The organism is Lysinibacillus sp. NPDC059133, from assembly GCF_042755925.1.
GTDB lineage: Bacteria > Bacillota > Bacilli > Bacillales_A > Planococcaceae > Lysinibacillus.
In genome coordinates, this window is the sequence record NZ_JBHZDH010000022.1 from 19,697 (window position 1) to 44,862 (window position 25,166).

Here is a 25,166-nt window from a genome sequence, read left to right on the forward strand (position 1 = left end):
GAAATGAATACTCAAGAAGTAAATACAAAAGAATTTGATTTAGAAGTAGAATTATTAGATTTGGATGAGGTGTCGGCGATTCCAGAAACAACAGCAAGCAGTGGCTCAACAAGTTGTTCGGCAACATCGACATGCGGCTCATCATCATGCTGTGGTTCTTGTTAATTAATCGTTTGGAAGATTTAGAGTCAGTTTCTGTAAGATAAATAAACAAATAATTACTATCTATAGGAGGAATAAAAGATGAAAAAAGAAATGAATACTCAAGAAGTAAATACAAAAGAATTTGATTTAGAAGTAGAATTATTAGATTTGGATGAGGTGTCGGCGATTCCAGAAACAACAGCTAGCAGTGGCTCAACAAGTTGTTCAGCAACATCGACATGTGGCTCATCATCATGCTGTGGTTCTTGTTAATTACTTGATTATAATTGAGCGGTTGAAACAAAGAATTGTGACAGCCGCCTGATTATACCAATATTGTCTTGTTAAAGAAGAAAAAAGTACATAGGGGTGTGTGGCTGTGTATCAAACCTGTATATATAACTATGATAGTTCATTAGAACAATCATTGCTATTACTTATTGATGATATGTGGGAAGGATGTCAATATTTTGTTTCGAAAAGTTGGGAAGGTGGACCTCATATTCAGTTGATTACAAAAAATGAAATATCGCAAACTGAATATGCTGCTTTGGAAAAAAGAGTTTGTCATCTCATTGAAGAAAAACCATTAGATAAATCGTACATTGAAAAAGTAAAGAAAAAATATAATCAGAGCTTCCAATTTGTTTCGAATTTGGAAAATAAGAAAAACGAACGAGAGATTCGAGATCACGGTGAAATGAACATCTATCCATATTCTTTTCATTCTAATAATGAAAGAATAACTAGCTTATATGTGAATGAACGATTCAGACATTACCAACTGCTACTGGATACAAGAAAATATGTAGAAACACAGAAGGTAAGCGTAAGCGTTGAAGAGCTGTTCCCACTTATTTTTTCAAGGATTTCAGATATTTATCATGAAGAAAATAACAATAAAGGTTACCTTTCATTTGTCTCGCATGTCCAGGGCTTCTTTGAGCTTTCTGCTAAGCAAAAGAAACCCTATACCGAAAAGTCATTTGAGACACTTTATTTAGAAAAGCAATCAGGTTTTGAAGTATCTGAGCAAGCACATTCACAATTAATTAATAGATGGTTTAAGTATTTTTCGGAATTTTATGGACGTTGTTTAAGTCAGATGGATGAATTAATAGATGATCACTATAAAGCGGAATTGGCTCGTACTATTGAGGGATTAGAGAAAAATTTTGAAAATGATTTTCATAGGAACTTTGTGCGCTTTTCAAAGAGAAATAATTTTATGGAAAATCCCGAAGCAACGGCTTATAGATTTACAGTGAATTTGCTGTATTTAATACTACCTTACTTTAATATAAGTGCTTTGAAGAAGCAAAAGTATATTTATATGGCATACAGAGTAGTGGAAAGAAATAAAGGGATGACTTGGAGGGAGGAGTTAGGTCTTGACAGTAACAGTTACTCAAAATCCATTTAGTGTTTATCGAGGAACCAATACCTCTGATCAGTGGTATTTTGAAATGCGAGAAAAAGCAAAGGAAATTCAGATAGGTATAGATGAGATTAACAAAATTCATGAAAAAATTGAAAGAGAGAAGGAAATTGTAGTTAGTCAAATTGAAGAAGAATTTACTTTACAAAAGGATCCAAAACTTTTGAATTTGAAACGGGATGTTCATAATTTACGTAGTGTTCGCTTAAAGAAATACGCAGGACCAATTTTGATGAGTCGTCTAGTAGAACTTTTAGATCAATTAGATCTGTATCAAGAAAAGCTGCAACAAAGTTATGAAGGAGCTGTATTGAAATCAAGAGAGATTTTGCAACGAGAAATAGCAGATGACCAATTGCAAAAGACAGTTTTATTTTTTAATCAAACAATTTATAGGAACATTGAAAAATACTTATCAAAACCTGTACAAACACATAATAAAAAAGAAAAAAAGTTGGATAATTTTATTATCAATTTGTTAATGCGTAGCTCTATGAAAACTAGTCCGTTTTCTTACCTTACTCAAACGGGCTCTTCTGGAAATCGATTTTTAATTAAAAAAAGGGCAAACATTGAATTGAACCATGCTCTACTTTTTAGAATATTTTTGGAAATCATTCGTTCGAATAAAGAAGCATTAGAAAAAATCCCAGTCCATGTTTCAAAATTTGGCCAAAGAAACTCCAAGATTTTCTATGTTACTCAAGAAAATGTTCCGCAATCTAAGAAGATATATGAAACAAGTGACAAGCTGGTCGAGATGGGGATTGCGGAAGAAGTAATTCAATTTCTAAAGAAAAATCAGGGGCAAACCATATTTTATAAAGACTTTGCTCAATTTCTTAGAGAAAACGAACTATATTCTGAACATGAGTTGGATGTATTTAAAAGACTTGTTTCCACAAAAATATTAGTACAGAAAATTACAGTAAATGCTAAAAGAAATCTTGTAGTAGAAATGATTGCCTATTTAAAAGAACAAGGCATATGTGAAGAACTATCACTCCAGCTTCAGTTTATTAATGAAATGCAAAAGAAATTCGAACTGGCAGGTACAAATGAGCGGTTAGTTCTTTGGAAAAAGATTGAGGAAGTTATTAAAAATTTGAGTGAAAACATTCCGAATTTTGGTACGGAAATTCTATATGAAGATATCTTGTTTGATGCTCAGAATAATAAGAGCAGTCTCAAAGATATTGAAAATAAATTTTCTAATGATTTTTTTGAAGAAATTACGGCATTTTTACTGTTGTTTGATGTGAATATTCGTGTGCAATATGAAGTTGCTGCGCTTTATAAGAAATTATATGGTGATACAGAAACTAGTTTATCCGACAGCAATTTATTAAACAATGTATTCTTTGAAAAATTGAGATACTTCTTCCCTTATTTCCAAGACATGGATTACCGCTATGGTGAAGCGATTGCGCCTGAAGTAAAGATTTTGGATGATCTTAGAGATGAATTCAAGACATTCTTTTCTCAATACTTAGATGAAAATCAAAATAAAGAAATACAATTTCAGGAACTAGTAAAACCATTTTTAGAAAAAATTCCCGAGTATATTAAATACGGCAATGAATTTAGTATGACGCTATTTTATCAACTTTTTCAGGAGAAAGTAATTTTAAACGATATCTATGATGGTCAGGAAAAATTTCTATCTAGATTTAAAGACTTTTTTGAGAATTTGAATGACGATTTACAGTATCAAGAATATGTTCAAAAAAATTATTATGATAAGAATTATTACGAAGTGACAGAGCTGTTTGGGTTTAATGGCGGAATTCATGATAGATATTATGATCAAAAGTTAAATTTGGAATTTGGAAATCAGAGGTTCCATGATGTTGGGCATCCTGATATATCGGAATTTTCCGTTAAATACGATAAGAAAACGAAAAAACTGAAAGTGCTTGATCATCAGAAGAAAGAAGCGAAGGTAGCCTACAAATCGTCATTAGTTCCAGTCTTTCTTCCAGGAGTTCTATCTGTATTACTACTTCTGTTTCAAAGCGGGAGAATTAATTTTGATATTAATTATTTCCTGAAAAAGAGAAGTGATATGCCAAGAATTATATTTGAAAATATTGTGATGTACAGAAAGAAGTGGAATATTAAACCTGAAGATTTTGCGAATATAAACAAAGAAGCTGCAAATGAATTAGAGTTGTATTTACGCGTTAATGACTATTTTTTAGATAAGCATTTACCTAAAACATTCTTTTTGAAGAAATATCGTAGTGGAGATGAAATTTCTGCAATGAAGCCATTGTTTATTGATATCACAGTACCGATACTATTCAAACATTTTATTAATGAAATTATAAATGAAGAAAATCAAGATCCTGTGTTTTATATCGAAGAGGTATTGCCTGAATTTAAGAATGAGCTTAGGGAATATGTTGTAGAATATACGATTGACAATTAGGAGGGTGAACCATGCAGAACTATAATGTAAAGGTAGAAAAATTAACAAAGAGCTATGGAAAAAAAGCTGTTTTGAAAGGAATAGACTTTACTGCTGAAAAAGGTGAAATTATTGGTGTTATCGGTAAAAACGGTGCTGGGAAATCGACATTCCTGGAAATTTTAATGACAATCAAAGATTATAATGACGGTAAGGTAGTTGTTTTTGGTAATAACCTGAAGGATATTGATCAAGCTCAGTTGGGAAAAATCAAAAGTAATATTTCCGCGGTACTTCAGCCTACACAGTTTTATAAAAAATTAAAAGTAAAAGAACTATTAGATCTTTTCCGTTCCTATTATGGGAGCAAAGTCGATTTAAATGAAATTATAGAAGAATTTGAATTGAAAGAGCATTTAAATACGTTTTTTGATAATTTATCTGGGGGATGGAAGCAAAAGGTTAGCCTTGCAATTGCTTTTTCTTCAAAACCGCGTTTGATTATTTTGGATGAACCGACTACCGGTCTGGATCCTCATATGCGGAACGTATTATGGGAAAGCATCACAGGATATATTAAAAAAAATGACAGTACAGTGATTTTATCGACTCATTACATGGACGAAATCGAACTTTACTGTGATAAAGTTCTCTTCATTAATGATGGGGTAACAGAAGTATTTGATACTCCAGAAAATATACTGAAATCCGGTCATAAATCAATTAATAGCTTTTATCTTGATAAAATTGCTAAATAAGGAGGAGTAAACATGTTATTAACTCAAATTAAATATGACTTAAAAATGTTCTTTAGAGAGTTATTTTATTTAGTATTCACAGTTGTTGTACCACCAGTAACATATATTTTAATGGGACAAATGTTCAGTAATGCAACTTATAGCGGAGGAATGAACTATGTTCAAACGTATACACCATCGTTTATTGTCCTAATTAGTTTTTCAGTAGTGTTTTTTGCCTTTGGTTTTGATCAGGTAATGAATCGTGCAGCTGGGATTGAAAAAAGACTTTTCATTACGCCTATAACAGATAAAATTCTTTTGATGTCCAGTATTGCCAAGTCATTTATTATTGCAACTGCAGGATTTGTCTTAATTACATTAATTGGCCTACTCGTTTATGATTTGCAACTTTCTATCGTTAATTTCTTGGTTTCATATTTAAGTTTGTTGCTTATTAATGCGGTAATGTTGGTTTATTCTCATGCGATTTATTCCAACTTTAAGGAAGTAAAAACAGCACTAATTATGTCGATTGTTTTATTTCAAATTGTTATGTTTACTGGCGGCTTTTCTGTTCCTGTGGAGAGTCTTCCTAAGTTTATTCAATATGTGTCTTATGGGAATCCGTTCTATCATTTAAATAAAACTTATATTTCAATTTGGAATCAGACATTTGAACTCAATCAAGATATGTTAATTTCAATCTGTTACATATCGATTCTCCTGATTATTTCATTATTTGTTATTAAGTTCAACAATAAGAAGGAGTGATTATTATGATAATAAAGGCTCGAAGAAATATTCGATATCACTATAATGAACCAGATTTATTTATATATGGGTCAAACGAAAAAATAAAATTAAAAATGAGCGTTTCTGAATATGAAAAAATTACTTCTTTGATTAGTAAGGCATACCAAGGGAGTGAAGAAACAGAACTTTTTGAAGAGTTTAAGCGTTACAGGAAACTGACTCAGTTTCTTATAGAAAAAAATATTTTTTATCTAATTGATCCGGAAATTTATGACTTCCACAGAAGTAGTTCCTATTTACCATGGGTAGAAGAGCATTGTCTATCCGTAGAAAAAGGTCTGAAAGAAATTAGAAAAATTTGTGTAAGAATTCCTAAATCGTTTTTTGGTGCAACTTGCTTAAATGAATTATTGGAAGAGAATCAAATTAAAAGTGAAATTATAGAAGTAGAGAATATTGAAGTTCAAACAGATGGGGAAATCGTTGCAAAATATTATATTGGAAAAAAAGGGGATAGAATTTGGGTTTCAACAAGAAACCATAAGAATTTTGAAGAAGTATCAGCAGAGGATATTTCAGAGAAACTTCTGTCGGGTTTCCTTTTTTATAGTGCCATTGTATCTTCTGTTGATAAAAATACCCCAATATTCAATATAAATACTATGATGGAAGTTGAAAGAAAAATGGCGTTTGACGGAATTAAACAAGTGGATTATCAATTTTCAGGAAGGACGCATCAAGATGCTATAAAGAATTTTAATTCACTGGAAATATTCGTAAAGGAATATGATTCAAAGATCGTATCCTTTAATAATGATAAAGCATATTTCACCTACAACCAATCTCCGTTGCAGATTATTACTGTACAAACAGAAGACCAAGAAAATTACTACTTCGCAGATATTTCTTTTGAAAGGCTGGCACAATTTATTGCAGAAGCAGCATTTCTCGAAATACTAAAAAACAGTTATTCAAAAGAACTTTTACTGAAGCAGCAGGAGAAAGTCATATATAGTACCAAACATGATAAGACAGGAGAACTGTTCAGATTAGATTTGAGTGAGTTAGAAGAATCCGAGCTTATCAGCAGTTTACTGAATCAAGAAAAGCTATCAACAAATTTCTATCTCCAGGCTTGTGTTAGTGGTGGGTATTACTTGTATGTTGTAAATAACGATTCAGAGGCACTAATTTTCCGAATCCCAGTAAGAACAGCAGCTCAGCTGACAACAGTTATACTGACTTGGATTAGTATGTATAAAAATCGTGTATCTGTGAAAGAATCATTCTTTCAATCAATAGATTTAAATGAGCTCCAATTAAAAGAAGATAGTTCTTTAAATTGGGGCAGATCAGATCAAGTAAAACAAGTAAGCGGACAGCAGACTACTGTAGGGAAAATTCTCGATGAAAATGGTTTTGAATATGAACTTTTGGAGGTGAAGTGATGTCCATACAAACAATTGCAGCTACAATTCTGACAAACCAAAAGTATATTTTTATTCATTCATCAAAGAATGATTCATCCTTTTGCTTCAACTGCTTTAAGGAGCGAACAAAAGAACTAAACTGCTACCAACAATATTTCGGTTGGCTAGAAGATCAGCCTAACCAGCTAGAATCAGAAATAATTGCTATGCTTGTTCAGAAGCTTGAAAAAAGTAGCGAACCGTTCCTATATGAGCTAAATCGGGATACATTGGAAATTCAAGCGAAAGCAACCTTCAAGCGAGGAGATTGTGAGTGTAATGTAGACACTAGTTCAAACCGGCCTCTGGAATTGGATACGATTTTCGATGCAAAAGATAATCGACAACTGAGCTTTGAAAAGGTTCGGGAGAAGATTGAAAAAAACAAGAAGTTAATCTATACGCATCCATCGTCGATTGTGAATGCCTTGACGCGTGCAGGAGATTCCTATGGGACACCGATGGTACAGACAGAAGTACTGTATAAGGGGATATCAATGCTTTCCTATGGTCGGACAGGGACATATGAAAAATCAAAATATATTTCTATTTTGGAATCGTTGGAGCGTTATGCCACAGCGTTTCCTTATAAAAAACAAAAAACGGCAATACGGGAAAAGGATTCTGAAGTTATTGATCTCACGCTGAGTGAAGTAATGGCGCAATGCGATTATGGCAATCCAGAGAATTATACAGAAGATCAGCCGCTGAATTATGAAAAAGTTTGGGCATTGCACAGTGAAAAAGAAACTTTAATTCCCGAGCAGTTGATTTATTACAACTCTCATGTTGTTTCTGATGAAAAGAGATATATTTATGAAAGCTCCAATGGTAGTGCTCTCGGTTCAACAGAAGCTGAAGCGAGTCTGCATGCAATGCTGGAACTAATTGAAAGAGATGCTTTTTTAGCTACATGGTATGGGCAGATTCCACCTGTCAGAATTGATGAATCAAGCATTAATTCCAAAAAAATACAGTCTTATCTGGAATCTCTCAAGCGAAAAGATATCCGTGTTCATTTGTTCGATATTTCTATGGAAGTAAAAATCCCAACAATCTGGGTGTTATTAGAAAAGAAGGAACCTAAGGAGAATGAAATGGCCTTCTACACAGCTGCAGCAGCTTCTTTCGACTTGGAAGAGTCCATTGAACGAGCATTGATTGAAGCTACAACAGCAATTACTGTTTTTACAAATATTTTCAATAATCAGGAACATCAAACTAGAAAAAGACAATTGTTGAAGAATCCTCAATCCGTTCACAAGCTGGAAGACCATTTGCTTCTTTATTCAAATAAGGAGATGAAGTCTGCATTTAAATTTGCATTAGATACTGAAGCAGTTTCTTCCTATGAGCAATTGGAAGCAGGATATACAACTTATCAGGGAAAATTTTTAGAGGTTGTTCGAGCACTTGAAGAGCAATTGGTCAATATTTCTGGTAAAGCGTATCGTGCTACGATAGAGAACCCGAATTTATTTTCGGCAGGATTTGTGAATGTGAAATATATAGTACCTGGTATGCTGACGATGACCTTTGGACATCAAAATAGACGAGTTGTCAGTCAGCGTATTGAAAAGGCTATTCAGTTTAAGAAGAAAGGGAAGTTAGATAAAGACTGGATAGAAAAGACGCCGCATCCGTTTCCATAAATGAATGGGAGGGAATAAGGATGATTGATCAACAATATTTAGAACGATTCGGAGAGAATCGTTATAAGCAGACATTGTCTGCTGCACAATTTGATGATGACTTGTTGTTTAAAAATCATATAGATGTGATTGACATGAAATTTTTGAAAGAGCTGGGTAAAAGTGATGGCTGGAGTTCGATTATATATGATCTCTATTATTATTTAGAGATGATTCAGCGGATAGATTTTTTCAGCAAATACTATTTCCACTCTTTTTCTCCAAAAGCTAGAAATATTGATAGTCTCAAATTGGTATTCGTTCATAAAATCCATATGTTTGTTTACAAACCATTAACAGACAAAATTTATGTGTATAACCAAGATTTTTTCAAAGGATTGAATTCTGAAAGAGACTATCTAGTAATAATTAATGACAATCGTCAGCTCCAAAAATTCTATGGTGATTTTTCATTAATGCTGGGTTTACTGAATACGGGTCACTATCTCTATAATCTTGATTTTGTTTTAAATGGTCATCAAATTCGCCATCGTAAACTAACAACGGTTTCGCTGGAGAAACCTCGTGAATTTGTTACAATTCCCCTTGTTTTGGAAATAGCTATGGATCAAGAATATCATTTGAGTACAGAAGATATAAAAGAGCAACCGGAAACTGAATTTTTCAGGAGAAGGGTATCGGAGCAAAATATTCGGGGGGATGCAGTGGTAAGAAAGATGATGTCAGCTGATACTCATCAACAGTTATTGAAGGAGTGTCAAGCAGCCGTGCAAGACTATCCTGAAATAGGTTTGTGGAGCTTTATGGATAATATTATTGATCTCAGAAGTGGGTTTTACCAGATTGGAGAAAAGTGTGAATTTATTCAGCCTAAAGACGAACTTATGTATAAAAAGATGTTACACGAATATCAAGATTTCACTAATTTAGAGGGAATGAACTATTGGTTTTTCTTTACATTTGAAAAAACAGGACAAGATTATGATGAAATTTTTTTGAAGATTGGCCATTTTGCACAACGTTTATCAATTATTGCTGCGAAATATGGATTAGCAGCTCGTGGGATTAAAAATTATAATGACACCATAATAAAAGAGAAATTCAATTTAGAAGGAAATAAACAGATTGGCTACTCATTAAATCTTTTTAGGAGCTGGAATACAAGTCACAGTTTATTTTTAAAATAAAGGAGAGTAGTATGTGGATATCTAAACATTTATTCATTCACGATTATCTATTAATTGAAGAGTTTTTAAAAGATTGTCTGTTGCCTTATTTAGATAAAGAAAAGGTTAGATATTTTTTCATTCGCTATTGGGATGGGGGTCCTCATATCCGATTGAGATACCAAACTGAACCTGACGCAGCAGAGAAATTTGAAAAAGATTTGGATCAATTATTAGAAAGTTTTCATCAAAAGCATAAGAGCCATACGTTCCAACCTATTTCATATGAAGAGGCAATTGTACAGACAGAAGGCATTAAACCGACTGCTCCTTATCCGAATTTTTCAATTCAGACAATTGATTATGTACCAGAGCTGAATCGTTATGGGGGAGAAGTAGCGATGGTGCTGTCCGAAGAACTATTTGTACACTCGTCAAGATTTGCCGGACAAATTATTCAAAAGCTTAATCGAAATCAGCGTTATGTATTAGCAATTGATCTCATGTACCTCTGTACAGAAATTGCTCAAGAATTAGGATATATCGAGAAGCATGAGACAATGTTTCTTGCGTATCGGGAAATATGGGCACAATTTTCTAACAATAAGACTTCGGAGAATTTATACAAAGTGATTAGCAACAGAATCAGTAGCTTGAAAAAGGGAGAACTTGCGATTGAATTCTATCAGCCGTATCTCAAGATTTTTAAGTCATTGCTTGCTCAAATAAAGTTATGTCAAGCTACTTTCGAGCCGGAGTACGCCTTTTATATAGTAATTTCTCATATTCATATGCTGAATAATCGTTTAGGAGTTTCTCCGGAATATGAATTTATTTTTTCAGATGCTTTCCTTCAAGTTGGATGATTTCTTAAAAAGGGGGGGTTAATTTGTGGAACTTTAAAGGTGAGCGGAATATAGAGAAAAAATTCATTGATTATCATATGATGTCAATCAATGAACCTGAATTCACCAATACTCAAGTATATGCTCACAGACCGAGGGAATTACAGGGAAATGGAAATTATCCGCTAATTGATTTGGATTATACAGTTGACCATGAAAATTTATTTGAAAGAATTTTAGGGACGAGATATTCGGCAAGGGAACCATTCAAAGCCAAGGTAAAGGTTGATAGAAAGTTAATGGCACAATTTGCTCAATTGGCGATGATTGGCGGTGATAAAGAGAATCGTACATACCCTTCCGGTGGGGCACAGTATTATGTCAATATTTATTTTTTATTCAACGAGCAATTGGTAGATATTGATTTAATAGAGCAGGGTAATATTATGCAGCTGAATAGTGATACTCAAAAGTTATTAGTTAAACAAGATCAGCCGTGGAATGAAATCAGTAAAGTATTTATTCAAAAGTATCTGGCTAATACAGCGCAGTTCGCTATTGTATTGAGCTGTGACATGTCGGATATCTCTGGAAAGTATACAGATATCTCCTATAAGTTGGTGCAACAAGAGGCCGGGCATATTGGACAGAATATCCAGTTAGTGGCTAATTATCTAGGATTGGAAAGTGTACCCTTGGGCGGTTTTTATGATATTGAGCTATCAAGACTTTTGAGAGATAATCAAACATCTTTGTATGCATTTCTTTTAGGCTAGAAAGGAGCTGAGACGGAATATGTATTGCTTAAAATTAAAATATCAAGTAAAAAAAGTCAACGATTTCTTTATGATTCAGGATTGTATAACCTTAGAAACAGTCATGGCTTTTAAAGTCAATGATATCGAGTTTAATAAATTAAAAGAAATTGTCTATCACGGAATAGATGAAACAACGGACTGTTTGGAGAATAAGCTTGGAAAGCAGCTGTTGGAAAAGGATTCTAAACTGTTTACTTACTATGAAAAGCAAAAATCTAGAGATCTTTTAAATCTAGTTAGAAGCTATACGGAATTTTTTACCCCGTATTTTATTTCAACAGAAGCGATTAAAGAATACGTGATTTTTGCAGAAGAAATTATTGAGACAGGGAAAATATTTAATATTCAGGTCTTTTTAGAAGATAAATTCCCGAATGTTCAAGATTTTTTGGAAAAATCACCGTTTATTCAAACCGTATATGATGAAAAACAGCAGGACAATATTGATCTGCTAATTGGAACACAAAAGAAAATTGCAGAAATCAATCAAATAGACTCTTTTGCGAACTATGTACTGGCATTAAGCTGTCAGGATAATAGTTTGGAGATTGGTCCATTAATCAATACAACAAAATTCGAGATTCCCAAGTTTTCAATAGAAGGAGAGCAGAATGCAGCAATAATGCATCATGAAGAATTATTGATGTGCTTTTTCTTAGAGAGGATTTTATTTATTCAGTTATTCAATTTATATAATAAAATGCGGCAAAATGAATTTTTCCCAACTAGAAACAAAGTCTGCATCAATCGAATGGATCTACAAGGATACAGTGAAGCGGTAACGCTTTATCCAAAATACTTGGTTGAGTTTGTCGTATAACGATCATAATTGTAAGGAAAATACTCGAAACAGTGTATTTTCCTCTTTATTTTGCGTTTATGTAATCAGAAGAGTAAGTTAATATACTTTTGATAAAAAAATAAAAAAACAGTTATGCTTTTCTTGTAAAGAAAAGGCTCTTCACCAAAACATGTGCTTGACTAAGTTATGAGGAATGATATAAAGTTGTAGCCCATGTAGCTATTGAGTCAGCATTCTAAACATTTAAGCAACCTCAAGGTTTAATTTCAGCATTTTTTGGAGAATGTTCTTTATTGTATACTCTACACAAAATGTAGGAAATCAATCCAAACCTAAAATATGGAGAAAAGATTAAAACGCTATCTAATTCAGATGGGAAGCTTTGGATTAATTTCCAAGGCTTCTTTACGTTTGAGGTGAAAAATAGTACGTTCAGGAAAAAATGATTTCAAAAGTAATACGTATATTACAGAAAAATGGTATTCTGTGGGGATAATATGAATACTCTGTTTTAGTTTATTAAAATGAAATTAGAACAGGGGGGGATAAAATGGTATACACATTAAAAGAACAAACAATTCTAGGCCATTATAAAAAATTTGTAGATATTTCAGAGCTAGATGAAATTAAGTTAATTCATGGATTACGTATTTTTCTTATGGATTTTAAGAAGTTCGTTATTATTTACTTACTTGCTTTTATTCTAGGAATAGCATGGCAATTAGCTATAGTTCATATTGGATTTTTCTATTTTCGACAAGTAGCTTTTGGAATACATTGTACTTCTTTTAAAACATGTTTAGTAACGAGTACTATTTTATTTCTCAGTTTTACATATTTCTTTCATATTAATAATTTTTCTTTAATTTTTATTTGGGGCATTTTTTTAGTTTGTGTTGGGGTCCTTACATTATTAGCGCCTATTGGTTCACAAAAAAACAAAATAAAAAGTGCTAGGCATATAAATTATTTACGAAAAAAAATGTATAAAAGATTTTTGATAACTAGCATAGCAATTATAGTATTACCCATAGTAATCTCTAAATTTATAGTAGCAGGTATGTTAATTGAAACATTGATTATTATATATTCATGGTTAAAATCAAAGGAGGAAATGAAATGAAAAAGTATTTAAAATCCCTTGCAGTGCTTAGTGCAGCAGTATTTATTGGAATTGCGGAGAGCAGTATTAATATGATGTGTGCAGGATGGATGGATGAAATAGAGTTGCCAGAAGAAATGAAAAATACAGAATTTTAATATATAATGGCTATGTAGTTCAAATTTATTAAAGGAAGTGCGGAATAGACGTGCTATCGATTGAATTTATACTAATGGCCATTGTTCAGTTTTCAATGTTATTATTCTTCGGCACATATGTACTAGACTTATATTGGTCCAAAAAACAATTTTTAATTATTTTATTTGTTATATTTTTACCAACCTTTATATTATTCCCTTTTTTTGGACCGATATCTATTTTGTATTATTTATCAGTATTAGCAATCATGATTTATCGAGAAACAAAAGTTGTTATGAACATTCTTCATGTGTTTATGGCACTGATTTTTTTAGTAATCGGCGACAATATTTCTAATATACTGACTTTTCGTTTGTTTAATGGGATAGGGAATGAGTACCTATCATTAATTAGTTATTTCTTTTTTTATATAGTATTTGGTATAACATTTGCTTTTTGTTATAAAAAAATTGTGAAATATTTAATCAGTCGCTGGGTATCCTATAGCTTCATTTCGTATATTTCGGTATTCCTTGGTGTTGCGACAGTTATTTTTATGTACATCAATATCATGGCAATTGACCATGACAATTTTTATGAGAGTGTTCAAAATAATTTAGCGATGTTCCTAATTTATTTTGTATTACTCACAATTAGTATATTTGTCGTTTTATATTTAGCATTTAAACAATATAAAATGAAGCAACGTGAGCAAGAAATGAAAAACTTCGAATCCTATGTTGCATCAATTGAACAGGTTAACCAGGATATGCGCAAATTTAAACACGACTACATTAATATTTTATCTACATTACGTATATTTATTGATGATGAAAATTACGAAGGTCTACATACATATTTCTACGATCATATTTTAGAAGCGAATCAAGACGAACAACAATTAAATCAACAAGCGATGATGATGTTAAATAATTTGAAAATAAATAGTTTAAAAGGGTTAGTAACCACAAAAATTTTACAAGCCCAATCACATCGTGTACCGTTTTATATTGAAATTGTTGAGGAGATTACTGAAATTGATATAGATCCAATTCTTTTAAATCGCATGGTCGGTATTCTACTAGATAATGCAATTGAAGCTGCACGAGGTGTTGAAAATAGCGAAGTCCGCATGGCGTTTATCCACTTGGATGATGTTCTTTTATTAGTTGTGAGTAACACATTTGATAAGGAAATAGCTATAAAGGTACATGAAATTTATCAAGAAGGCTTTTCAACAAAGGGAGAAAATCGAGGTCTAGGCTTAGCTAATTTACGTCAAATAACAAATGATTTACATAATGTCAATTTGAACACAAAAATTAGTTCTCCTTATTTTATTCAAGAAGTTGAGTTTCAAAAGGAGTAGATAAGATGAATATTATTATTTGTGAAGATGATATAGCTCAATTAGAAAGAGCAAAAAAAACAATCGAAAATTACGCTATGATTGAAGACAATGGGATGAAAATTGTACTGGCCACTACAAATCCAGATGATGTTCTAGCATTTTTAGAAAATGATAAAGCTGATTGTTATTTTTTAGATATAGATTTAAGTCATGAAATTACAGGTATTGCATTAGGGACTAAGATTCGAGAAAAAGACCCTATTGCTAGTCTAGTATATATTACAACACATGCAGAAATGAGTTATCTTACATTTATTTATAAACTGGCTGCGTTAGATTTTATCATTAAAGATCACCCAGATACGTTAAAGGAAAAATTATTATCTACTTTGAAAGAAGCACATCGACGTTATTTAAAAATAGGGGAACAAGATAACATTCAAAAATTTCAAATTAAAACAACAGGACGTACCCATAATATTGATTTTCAAAATGTTTATTTTTTCGAAGCTTCCCCAGGCTCGCATAAAATTATTTTACACTTAGAAAATGAACATTTTGAATTTTACGGTCGATTAAAGGATTACGAAGGTTTGTATGAAGATTTTTATCGCTGTCACAAATCTTTTATTGTAAATAAAGGAAAAATTAAAAATATAGATTCTAAGGAAAGAATTATTTTTTTAGATAATGGTGAAGTTTGTTATGTCTCAGCTCGACAGGTTAAAGGTTTAATGAAGTAAGGGCATGTTCATAGCCTTCTCTTTTAGTGGATGTTGCTAAAAAGAGAAGGCTATATTTCTGTTTATTACTTTAACGTTTGCAATATGTAAATCCCCGACAGTTTTACGAACTTCTTCTACTACAAGTTTGACAACATACTTTCTATACTCTGGGTGGATTTTTTATTGATTTAGTGAAATTATGACTATCATTGCTCGCTTTTACGTGTCCATTATTTATACTAACCTCGGAACTACAGGGTTCATTTGGAAAGTTTATTAATGCCAGTATTCTAGTGGGATAGATATTCTATTAAATAGGAAGCTACTTTTATTTGTAAAAAATAAAAGTAGCTCTTCATTTTTTTAAAGGTTCCTTCATATAATGCAAGGCATAAGATAAAGGGGGATCGAAATTGAACGGAAATGTGACCTATTATTATGGACACGCACTGACTGGGCAAGGAATTAAACATTTATATAAAGAAATGATGGATGAGGCAGAATTAGTTTATATTTTGCAGGGTGCACCGACGTTTAAAGGATCTGAGCTTCTTAAAGAGCTTGGGTATTTTTATGTGAAGCAGGGCTTTGCGGTGGAATGGTTTAAGCATGCTTTGTTGGAGGATGTTGTAGAGGCAGTGTATGTGCAAGGCTGTAATCGATTATTTGTATGGTCATCGGAGTGGGGGATTGAACCGACTTTTCTTGGCACAAAGCATCGGGTGATGTCATTTTATGATTGCTTAGAAGAAATCCAGCTTGAAAAGGTTGGTGAACAGCTTGCTAATACGATGACCGAACGAGAGTCATGGCGTGTGAAGTGTATTTCGTCGCTTACTAAAGCTATAGAGATTCATGATGATTGGGAAGTAGTCACACAGAGCTGTATGAACTGGGAGGCATTAAATGACCAGGTAGAACATTTAAAGACAGATGTTTTCCAATCGATTGTCTTAAACAAAACAGGTATGCGCACACATCGCTTACTCGGAACATTAACGCCGAGAGGGGCCGAAAATACAGTAGATAGTATAACGAAAAATGTAGCTCGAAGATTGATGATCAAAGGAAAACCAGGCACAGGTAAATCTTCGTTAATGAAAGGTTTAGCGGATGAAGCCAATGCGAGAGGGCTCGATGCACAAATTATTTGGTGTGGCTTGGATGCAAACTCTGTTGATATGGTTATTATCCCGGAATTAAATTTCTGCATCTTTGATAGTACGGAGCCTCATATCTTTGATCCACAGGACGGCAGACTAGGGGATGAAATTTTCGATATAGGGAAACATTGCGCAATTTCACAGGATGCAGAAGCTCAAATTGAAGATATTCGCGCAAAGTATAAAGAAGCAATGCAGGATGCAATGGGTTATTCGAAGCGTTATGCGGAAGCGGAGTATACAGTCCGTCGATTAATAGATAATTGTCTATCGTCATCTCTTTGGCGAGAAAAAACTGCCCCACTATTCGAAAGATTAACAAAGTAATTTTTCTTATAACATGCTTATGCTACACTAGGAGCTAGAAACAGTTTTCCTAGGAAAGGATGATACGCTTGTCAAAAGTATTGAATGCATTTTTAGATGAAAACCTACAAAACTTACATGAACAAGGCTTATACAATGAAATTGATCCAGTAGAGGGAGCAAACGGTCCCATTATTCAGGTACGTGGCAAAAATCTAATTAATCTATCCTCAAACAACTATCTTGGCTTAGCAACGAATGAAGATTTAAAGCGTATTGCCAAAGAAACAATTGAGACATACGGTGTGGGGGCTGGAGCAGTCCGTACGATTAACGGCACACTTGATTTACACGTAAAATTAGAGGAAAAGCTTGCTGAATTTAAAGGAACAGAGGCAGCGATCTCTTACCAATCAGGTTTTAACTGTAATATGGCAGCTATTTCAGCTGTTATGGATAAAAATGATGCGATTCTTTCGGACCAATTAAACCATGCATCGATTATCGATGGCTGTCGTTTATCACGTGCGAAAATCATTGCCTATAATCACTCAGATATGGACGATTTACGTGCAAAGGCAAAGGAAGCAACAGAATCAGGCTTATACAATAAAATCATGGTTATTACGGATGGCGTATTCTCAATGGACGGTGATATTGCAAAATTACCAGAAATCGTTGAGATTGCGAAAGAGTTTGATTTAATAACATATGTCGATGATGCGCACGGATCAGGTGTAACCGGTAAAGGAAAGGGCACTGTGAAGCATTTCGGTTTAGAAAAAGAAATTGACTTCCAAATTGGTACACTTTCTAAAGCAATTGGTGTTGTTGGTGGATATGTAGCAGGTAAGAAAAATTTAATTGACTGGCTAAAAGTGCGTTCTCGTCCATTTTTATTCTCAACAGCATTACCACCAGGTGATGTTGCTGCAATTACAGCGGCAGTGCAAATGCTGATTGACTCAACAGAGCTTCACGATAAGCTTTGGGACAATGGCGATTATCTAAAAGCGGGTCTTGCTAAGCTTGGCTTTAATATTGGTGCATCTGAAACGCCAATTACACCATGTATTATTGGTGATGAAAAGCTTACACAGGAATTTTCACGTCGCCTATTTGAAGAAGGCGTCTACGCTAAATCCATCGTTTTCCCAACGGTTCCAAAAGGCACAGGACGTGTTCGTAACATGCCTACAGCGGCACATACAAAAGAAATGCTGGACGACGCTCTAGCAATCTATGAAAAAGTCGGCCGTGAGCTAGGCGTTATTCAATAAAAAATTGGGCTGCCTCAATAGTGAGGTAGCCCTTTTTAACATTAGCATTAAAGTGAATTTTATAAATGATCCGATAAAATGATGAAACATTCCGATAAAATCTGAAATTGTTCCGATAAAACACAAATTTATTCCGATAAATCTCTCATCATCACTAAAAAGCCCTAATTGACGGCGTCTAAAAACATAAGTTTAGGCATTACTTTTAAACCCTTTAAATAAAAAATATATTTTTTTAATAATTACTGTAACTTTTATTAGACTTAATCGTACTAATTAATAGAATCTAAAACTAAGAGCAAAAATGATTAGTAAGATTCACTTTCGCGAAAAGACCAGGGCTCACTTTATTGCTGAGATCCTGGTCTTTTTGTATTTGTTTCTAAGAAATATTTTTAAAGCTGCTCTTACTCAAACAACAGCGATATCATTTTTTACTTCTTTCAGTAAATGTTTTGGTAGCGAAAGCGAAGCGTCAGCTACAAATGTTTTGGTTCTAACTACTTGTTTCATTTACTATCGACTCCATCTTCTTTCACCAATGTGATATCACGTAGTCCCTTTATAGATATTGCCCCCGCTAAAGCGATAGAGACTTTTAATTCATCATATAAATTCGTCATTACTTTTTCGACTCCTTGCTGTCCTTCTAATGCAAGTCCGTAGACGAAGGGACGACCAATGGCAACAGCATCTGCTCCTAAAGCGAGTGCCTTAAGAGCATCCATACCACGATACACACCGCTATCTAAAATAACAGGAATTCGTCTTTTTACAGCTTTCACAATGTCAGGAAGAGCATCAAGTGAACCAATTACGCCATCCAGTTGGCGACCACCATGGTTTGATACGATAATACCGTCAATGCCGTTTTCTATAGCTAGTTTTGCGTCTTCAGGATGTAAGATCCCCTTTAGTAAAATAGGGAGATTAGAACGGCGCTTTAATTCACGTACATTTTCCCAATTTAATGTCGGGTGGAAAATATTTTGCAACACGCCCTGTACATATGACTCAAATGAATCATCTGGTAAGGAAGCGGTAAAAACGGGGTCATTCATATAGTTTCCTCGTGCATATCCAAGCTTTAATGGCGAAAACTGATTGCGAACATCTTCTTCACGCCAGCCAAGCATGACTGTATCTACAGTTAAAACAATAGCCTCAAAACCAGCAGCCTCGGCTCGAGCGGCCATACTATAGGCAATTTCCTCATTTGTTGACCAATATAATTGAAACCATTTAGTAGCAGTGGGAGCTGTTTGTGCCACATCCTCAAGTGCATAGCTTGAAACTGTACTTTGAATATAAGGAATTTTTAACTGATCAGCTGCACGTGCAACGGCAAGCTCTCCTTCGTCATGTGCCATTTTGTTCATGCCAACAGGAGCAAATAAGAATGGCGTTGGATGTACTTTTCCGAACAGCTCAATCGATGTATCAATACTTGAAACATCCTGTAAAAAGCGTGGAATAATAGAGTATTTTTCAAAGGCTGCGCGGTTATTTCGTAATGTTTGCTCACCCCCAGCACCTGAACGGATATAGCCAAACGGACCAGCTTCCATTTTTTCTGCAACTGCCTTTTCTAAATCTGCAAAGCAAATAGGGAAGGGGGCCTGTGCATTTATATTTTTTAACAGTAGATCGCTAGGTGTTGTCTTTGTCATCGTAATCCTCCTACTAATCTTTCTTTAGTTTCACAGCAAAGCGGTTACCTATTGATTGAATAATCTGAACAAGGATGATTAAGATAAACACTGTCGCATACATCACATCGACCTCATAGCGTAAATGACCGTAACGGTATGCGAGATCACCTAAACCCCCAGCACCAACCATTCCTGCCATTGCTGTTGCTCCTATCAGACCGATTGTGGCAATTGTTAAGCCTAAAATAATGGATGGGCGAGCCTCACGTAGTAAGACATTCCAAATGATGTGACGACGTTTAATACCCATTGCTGTATAAGCTTCCACAACACCTGGATCAACTTCCAAAAGTGCCGTTTCCATAAGTCGCGCAATGTAAGGTGCTGTATAAACAACAAGCGGCACAATAACACCTTTTACACCAATAGTTGTGCCAACGATTATCTTTGTGAACGGTAAAATGAAGAATAGTAAAATAATGAACGGTACCGAGCGAATAATATTAATAAATAAATTGAAAAATTGATAGAGAAATTTATTTTCAAACGATTGTCCCGGACGAGTTAAAACGATTAAAAGCCCTAAAGGGATCCCGATTAAAATAGAAAAGAATAATGAAATCCCGACCATTTGGAACGTTTCGATAATGGATTTCCCGATAACATCTGACCAATCTGCAAAGAAGCTTTGAATGCTATTCATATAATTCGCCTCCTAATTCCTCAACGCTTACCCCATTTTCTGTAAAATATTTAAGTGCTTTTTCTACGATATATGCCTCACCGTGTAGATGCACGACAATATTACCGACAATGCCGTTTTTTAATTCAATGATATTGGCTGTTAAAATATTTGGTTGTACATCATAAACTTTGCTCACTTCTGCAAGTAAAGGTTTCCCGGTACTTTCGCCAAGGAATGTTAAACGAATAACACTTCCCGAAACATTTAATTGCTCGATAAGGGAAGGAGATAAATTACGTTGAGAAATGGTATTTAAAAATTTTCGTGTCGTTGGATGCTGAGGCTTCGAAAATAGCTCTATAGCAGAGCCATATTCCACAACTGTCCCTGATTCAAGAACGGATACATCATCGCAAATTTTTTGAATAACATTCATTTCATGTGTAATGAGTAAAATAGTGATGCCCAGCTCACGATTAATTTTCAAGAGAAGCTCAAGAATAGCGTCAGTTGTTTCAGGATCGAGAGCACTTGTCGCTTCATCACTGAGCAAAATCTCAGGCTCTTGGGCAAGAGCACGTGCAATAGCGACACGTTGCTTTTGCCCCCCAGAAAGCTGACTAGGGTAGCTATCTAATTTCTCTGTTAGGCCAACAATTTCTGCATATTTTGCAACGCGGTTTTTCACTTCAGAGTCGTTATAGCCTAGAAGTTTTAATGGTACCGCGATATTGTTGTAAACAGTCGCTGTTTTCAAGAGATTAAAATGCTGGAAGATCATCCCGATTTTTTGACGTGTTTTGCGAAGGTCGTTTAGAGAAAGGGAAGTAATATCTACATTGTCGATCAATACTTTTCCTGTTGTTGGACGCTCTAATAAGTTGACACAGCGTATAAGGGTACTTTTTCCTGCACCACTGTAGCCAATAACTCCATGAATTTCACCTTTTTTAACATGCAAGTTAATACCATCTACTGCTTTGACGATATCTTTTTTAGTTTTAAATTCTTTTGTTATATTTTCTAATTGAATCATACTGTGATATCTCCTTTCTAAGCCCTTCTATAAAGCAAGAATCTGCTAGTTTTCCGTAGGAGTCTCGCAGATTCTCGATTGTATGAAAGGTCCTTAATCGTCAATTACCAGCCCGGAATAACAGAACCTTTGAATTCTTCTTCAATAAATTTGCGTACTTCATCAGATTGATAAGCTTCAACGAACTTTTTGATTGTTGGGTCGTCTTCGTTTTCAGCACGGACTGCAATGTAATTCACATAAGGAGAGTCAGTAGACTCTAAAAGGATTGAATCTTTTTTAGGATTAATGCCAGCATCAAGAGCGAAGTTCGTATTAATAGCTGCTACATCTACTTCACTAAGCTGCTTCGGAATTTGTGCAGCTTCTAATTCAATGAATTTAAAATTCCTTTTGTTTTCTTCGACATCGCGAATAGATGCTGTTAAGTCTGCACCTTCTTTTAATTTAATGATGCCTGCCTCTTGAAGGACAAATAGAGCACGAGCCCCGTTCGTTGGATCATTTGGTAACCCGAATGTTGCACCATCAGGAACCTCATCGAATGATTTATATTTCTCAGAGTATATGCCCATAGGATTTAAAATTGTTTTTCCTACTGGCACTAAATCTGTTTTGTGATCTTTGTTAAATGCATCGAGGAATGGCTTGTGTTGATAACTATTTACATCAAGATCACCCTCGGCTAACGATGTATTTGGTAAAACATAATCAGAGAAAGTTTTTAGTTCAACCTCTAAGCCATTTTCTTTGGCAACTTTTGCAACAACCTCTGCAATTTGTTCGTGTGGACCAGAAGTCACACCCACTACAATTTTATTTTCATTAATAGCCTTATCTTGACTATCTTTACTGTCTTCTTTAGTACCGCAGCCTACTAATGCTGCTACTAATGTGAGACTCGCTAAACCTAATAAAAATTTGTTTTTCTTTTTCATGAAACATACCTCCAAAGTTGTTTTATCGGTAGTTAAAAATAAAAAAAACTCTCTTATAAACTAAGAGAGGCTCATGAAAAAACGTCCTCTCTTATCTATCAAACGATGATCGTTTGCAGGATTTAGCACCTTCCTTAAAAAAAGGAGGTTGCCGAGCTTCATAGGGCCAGTCCCTCAGCTACTCTTGATAAGAGATTTATAATATTTTTTTGTAAATCCGATAGAACTAATATAAATTATAGAATATAGTAAGTCAATCGAATTTTTAAAATTTTTTATTTTATTATAATATTTAGTTGAAAAAGAATCCGCTAGAAGTAGGGTTGGAGCAACAAAAAAAGATAGTGAAATAAAAAACTGTTCCCATAGCAAGTTTGTGCTAATGGAACAGTTTTTCGGGTAGAGTCTACTCAAGTAGGGGGATTGAAATGTTTATGAGCTAAATAAGTTTAATTTTTCAATTCTGCTAATCGCTTCACGTAAGCGGTCTTCGCTAACAAGTAAACCAACCCGTACATAGCCTTCACCATATTGACCGAAGCCATTGCCTGCAGCTACTGCGATATCAGCCTTGTCGAGCAATAAATCGGCAAATTGTTCACTCGTAAAACCTAATGGAACAGGGAGCCATGCAAAGAAAGAGCCTCTTGGTGCCGCTACTTGCCAACCAATTCGCTGAGCTTCTTCGATCAGGACATTTCGTCGACGCTCATAAGTTGCTCTTAACTTGTCAGTGCAACTCTGTGAAGCGGTAAGTGCAACTGCCGCCGCTTGTTGCACTGCGGGGAATTGACTACAAAATAGATGATCTTGAATAAGGTTAATGGCTGCAACAATATCGGGGTTACCAACTGCAAAACCAATGCGCCAGCCTGCCATATTATACGTTTTGGATAATGTATACATTTCGATACCGACATCTTTTGCACCGTCAGCTTGGAGGAAGCTGATAGGTTTATTGCCGTCAAATCCAATCGCTCCGTAGGCAAAATCATGTGCTACGATAATGTTGTGCTCTTTTGCAAAGCGTACTGTGTCCTCGAAAAATTCAAGTGTTGCAGTACCGCCAGTTGGATTATTCGGGTAATTCAAGTAAAGCAGCTTTGCCTTTTCTTTTACTGCATCGGATAAAGCATTATAATCGGGCAGGAAATGATTTTCTGCAAAAAGAGGCATGACTTCAAAATTAACATCGCCTAATACGACACCTGATAAGTAATCTGGATATCCAGGATCGGGTAATAGCATAGTATCCCCGGGGTTTAAAACGGCTAACGGTAACTCAACAAGACCAATTTTCGTACCACCGAGAATAGCTACTTCTGTGTCAGGATCAATGTCAACATTGTATTCACGTTTGTAGAAGTTTGCTGCTGCTTGGCGTAATTCTGCTATGCCACGAAATGGAGAGTATTTATGATTTTGAGGATTTTCTGCTGCCTCCTGTAATGCTTTAATAATGTGTGAAGGAGTGGGTTGGTCAGGATTACCTTGACCAAGATTAATAACATCACGCCCTTCAGCTAGAGCAGTGTTTACTTTTTGCACAAGTGCTGCAAAAAATTGAGTTGGAAGTTGCTGTAGTTTTTTTGAGAATTCCATCCATGTTCACCTTTTTCAGAATATAATAATTATTAAAGATATGAAGCAAATAGTATTACTTTTTTTACTAAATGTCTAGAGTCTTTTCAGTTAACTAAAAACTAAAAGAGACCCGATTATATTTATGAGGTGAAAAAATTGAACAAAGTCTCATATTTTATCGTCAATGCTTTTACTACAGAACTTTACAAGGGAAATCCCGCAGCAGTCTGTTTACTTGATTCAACAATACCTGAGTCGACCATGCAGAAAATTGCTCAGGAGATTCCCGTACCAACAACAGCTTTTGTCCAAAAGAAGGAGCATGATTTTTTTCTTAGATGGTTTACACCAGCAAAGGAAATACCGATTTGTGGACATGGAACAATCGCTAGCGCTTTTTTACTTTGGAAACAAGGAATTGTACCCGTCAATTCTTCGATTACATTCCAGACTGTAAGCGGCCCTTTGCAAGCAATTTGGTTGAATGAACTAGTTGAAATAACAATTCAAAAGTATCGGTTAGAAAAGATTGAATGTCCTTTGGAGCTTGAAGAATGGCTTGGTGTGAAACCAACATATGTCGGGAAAACAGAATTGGATTATATAGTGGAGCTAAGTCACGAAGAGTATATTGCAGATTTCAAAGCTGATTTTCATGCGATGAAACAGTTCCCGGTACGTGGTGTTTGTATTACAAGCCGTTCTAAAGATGAGGGGATTGATATTGTCTCAAGATTCTTTTCTCCAGCACAGGGTATTGATGAAGACCATGTAAATGGTTCCACTCATGGTGCGTTAGGACCTTACTGGTGTGAAAAGTTATCAAAAGAAAGCATTGTGAGCAAACAGCTTTCAAAACGTGGTGGGCTATTGTACGTTACACCGAAAATAAAAGATGTGGCTATTGCGGGTTCGGCAGTTCAAGTATTAAGTGGTGAAATATTAATCTAAATATTTGAGCTTAAACCA

The 25,166-nt window shown here is 34.6% G+C and carries 24 protein-coding genes and 1 riboswitch; of the genes, 19 read left to right on the top strand and 5 right to left on the bottom strand.

The genetic code is table 11. The annotated features are described in order from the left end of the window. The 18 genes from ACFXN8_RS13350 to ACFXN8_RS13435 form a co-directional block, all read left to right on the top strand. Positions 1–165 (top strand): thiazolylpeptide-type bacteriocin (locus ACFXN8_RS13350; protein ID WP_483869458.1); only part of this gene is annotated, 165 nt, incomplete at its 5' end. Positions 166–243: 78 nt separating this feature from the next. Continuing rightward, on the top strand, positions 244–417 hold the full coding sequence (locus tag ACFXN8_RS13355) for a thiazolylpeptide-type bacteriocin (protein ID WP_386845664.1): 174 nt from the start codon (positions 244–246) through the stop codon (positions 415–417). A gap of 100 nt (positions 418–517) precedes the next feature. Continuing rightward, positions 518–1,567 (top strand): hypothetical protein, encoded by a 1,050-nt coding sequence (locus tag ACFXN8_RS13360; RefSeq protein WP_386845666.1) that lies wholly within the window; start codon positions 518–520, stop codon positions 1,565–1,567. Then, positions 1,536–4,013 carry a lanthionine biosynthesis protein gene (locus ACFXN8_RS13365; RefSeq protein ID WP_386845668.1) on the top strand — a complete coding sequence of 826 codons (2,478 nt, stop codon included), beginning with the start codon at positions 1,536–1,538 and terminating at the stop codon, positions 4,011–4,013. Before ACFXN8_RS13360 ends, ACFXN8_RS13365 begins: the two co-directional genes overlap by 32 nt. 11 nt (positions 4,014–4,024) lie before the next feature. Next, complete coding sequence (locus ACFXN8_RS13370) at positions 4,025–4,750, top strand: ABC transporter ATP-binding protein (protein ID WP_386845670.1); 726 nt, start codon at positions 4,025–4,027, stop codon at positions 4,748–4,750. Positions 4,751–4,762: 12 nt separating this feature from the next. Beyond that, the gene (locus ACFXN8_RS13375; RefSeq protein WP_386845672.1) at positions 4,763–5,503 is read left to right on the top strand and encodes an ABC transporter permease; all 741 of its coding nucleotides are present in this window, start codon (positions 4,763–4,765) and stop codon (positions 5,501–5,503) included. 5 nt (positions 5,504–5,508) lie between these two features. Next, positions 5,509–6,933, top strand: a complete 1,425-nt coding sequence (locus ACFXN8_RS13380; protein WP_386845674.1) for a hypothetical protein — start codon at positions 5,509–5,511, stop codon at positions 6,931–6,933. Positions 6,934–7,121: 188 nt separating this feature from the next. Further along, positions 7,122–8,606 carry a YcaO-like family protein gene (locus ACFXN8_RS13385; protein WP_386845676.1) on the top strand — a complete coding sequence of 495 codons (1,485 nt, stop codon included), beginning with the start codon at positions 7,122–7,124 and terminating at the stop codon, positions 8,604–8,606. Between the two features lie 20 nt (positions 8,607–8,626). Next, positions 8,627–9,793: a hypothetical protein gene (locus tag ACFXN8_RS13390; RefSeq protein WP_386845678.1), complete on the top strand. Its 1,167-nt coding sequence runs from the start codon at positions 8,627–8,629 to the stop codon at positions 9,791–9,793. Positions 9,794–9,804: 11 nt separating this feature from the next. Then, positions 9,805–10,638: a thiopeptide-type bacteriocin biosynthesis protein gene (locus tag ACFXN8_RS13395; protein ID WP_386845680.1), complete on the top strand. Its 834-nt coding sequence runs from the start codon at positions 9,805–9,807 to the stop codon at positions 10,636–10,638. A gap of 23 nt (positions 10,639–10,661) precedes the next feature. Further along, a complete protein-coding gene (locus ACFXN8_RS13400) occupies positions 10,662–11,393 on the top strand; it encodes a SagB/ThcOx family dehydrogenase (RefSeq protein WP_386845682.1) in 732 nt (243 codons plus the stop codon). A 19-nt stretch (positions 11,394–11,412) separates the two neighbouring features. Next, a complete protein-coding gene (locus ACFXN8_RS13405; protein WP_386845684.1) occupies positions 11,413–12,255 on the top strand; it encodes an ABC transporter permease in 843 nt (280 codons plus the stop codon). Positions 12,256–12,787: 532 nt separating this feature from the next. Then, positions 12,788–13,360, top strand: coding sequence for an accessory gene regulator B family protein (locus ACFXN8_RS13410; protein ID WP_386845686.1), 573 nt, complete (start codon positions 12,788–12,790; stop codon positions 13,358–13,360). Continuing rightward, complete coding sequence (locus ACFXN8_RS13415; protein WP_386845688.1) at positions 13,357–13,497, top strand: cyclic lactone autoinducer peptide; 141 nt, start codon at positions 13,357–13,359, stop codon at positions 13,495–13,497. The genes ACFXN8_RS13410 and ACFXN8_RS13415 overlap by 4 nt, the downstream gene beginning before the upstream one ends. A gap of 50 nt (positions 13,498–13,547) precedes the next feature. Beyond that, positions 13,548–14,846: a sensor histidine kinase gene (locus tag ACFXN8_RS13420; RefSeq protein WP_386845690.1), complete on the top strand. Its 1,299-nt coding sequence runs from the start codon at positions 13,548–13,550 to the stop codon at positions 14,844–14,846. A 5-nt stretch (positions 14,847–14,851) separates the two neighbouring features. Further along, complete coding sequence (locus tag ACFXN8_RS13425) at positions 14,852–15,571, top strand: LytR/AlgR family response regulator transcription factor (protein WP_386845692.1); 720 nt, start codon at positions 14,852–14,854, stop codon at positions 15,569–15,571. Between the two features lie 395 nt (positions 15,572–15,966). Continuing rightward, positions 15,967–17,043 (top strand): nucleotide kinase, encoded by a 1,077-nt coding sequence (locus ACFXN8_RS13430; protein ID WP_386845694.1) that lies wholly within the window; start codon positions 15,967–15,969, stop codon positions 17,041–17,043. Positions 17,044–17,102: 59 nt separating this feature from the next. Next, entirely contained in the window at positions 17,103–18,302 is a 1,200-nt protein-coding gene (locus ACFXN8_RS13435; RefSeq protein ID WP_386845696.1) for a glycine C-acetyltransferase, read from the top strand. A gap of 509 nt (positions 18,303–18,811) precedes the next feature. On the opposite strand, the gene ACFXN8_RS13440 is transcribed toward ACFXN8_RS13435, so the two are convergent. From ACFXN8_RS13440 to ACFXN8_RS13460, 5 genes are all read right to left on the bottom strand, one after another. Next, positions 18,812–19,972: an alpha-hydroxy acid oxidase gene (locus tag ACFXN8_RS13440; protein ID WP_386845698.1), complete on the bottom strand. Its 1,161-nt coding sequence runs from the start codon at positions 19,970–19,972 to the stop codon at positions 18,812–18,814. Positions 19,973–19,985: 13 nt separating this feature from the next. Further along, the gene (locus ACFXN8_RS13445) at positions 19,986–20,657 is read right to left on the bottom strand and encodes a methionine ABC transporter permease (RefSeq protein ID WP_386845700.1); all 672 of its coding nucleotides are present in this window, start codon (positions 20,655–20,657) and stop codon (positions 19,986–19,988) included. Then, positions 20,650–21,675 (bottom strand): methionine ABC transporter ATP-binding protein, encoded by a 1,026-nt coding sequence (locus ACFXN8_RS13450; RefSeq protein ID WP_386845702.1) that lies wholly within the window; start codon positions 21,673–21,675, stop codon positions 20,650–20,652. The genes ACFXN8_RS13445 and ACFXN8_RS13450 overlap by 8 nt, the downstream gene beginning before the upstream one ends. Before the next feature lie 104 nt (positions 21,676–21,779). Beyond that, positions 21,780–22,613 carry a MetQ/NlpA family ABC transporter substrate-binding protein gene (locus tag ACFXN8_RS13455; RefSeq protein ID WP_386845704.1) on the bottom strand — a complete coding sequence of 278 codons (834 nt, stop codon included), beginning with the start codon at positions 22,611–22,613 and terminating at the stop codon, positions 21,780–21,782. 88 nt (positions 22,614–22,701) lie between these two features. Next, a riboswitch (SAM riboswitch) is annotated at positions 22,702–22,807 on the bottom strand. Positions 22,808–23,045: 238 nt separating this feature from the next. Continuing rightward, positions 23,046–24,215 carry a pyridoxal phosphate-dependent aminotransferase gene (locus tag ACFXN8_RS13460; protein WP_386845706.1) on the bottom strand — a complete coding sequence of 390 codons (1,170 nt, stop codon included), beginning with the start codon at positions 24,213–24,215 and terminating at the stop codon, positions 23,046–23,048. Positions 24,216–24,353: 138 nt separating this feature from the next. Here ACFXN8_RS13460 and ACFXN8_RS13465 point away from each other — a divergent pair, with 138 nt between their 5' ends. Then, on the top strand, positions 24,354–25,148 hold the full coding sequence (locus ACFXN8_RS13465) for a PhzF family phenazine biosynthesis protein (protein WP_386845708.1): 795 nt from the start codon (positions 24,354–24,356) through the stop codon (positions 25,146–25,148). The last annotated feature ends 18 nt before the right edge of the window (positions 25,149–25,166 follow it).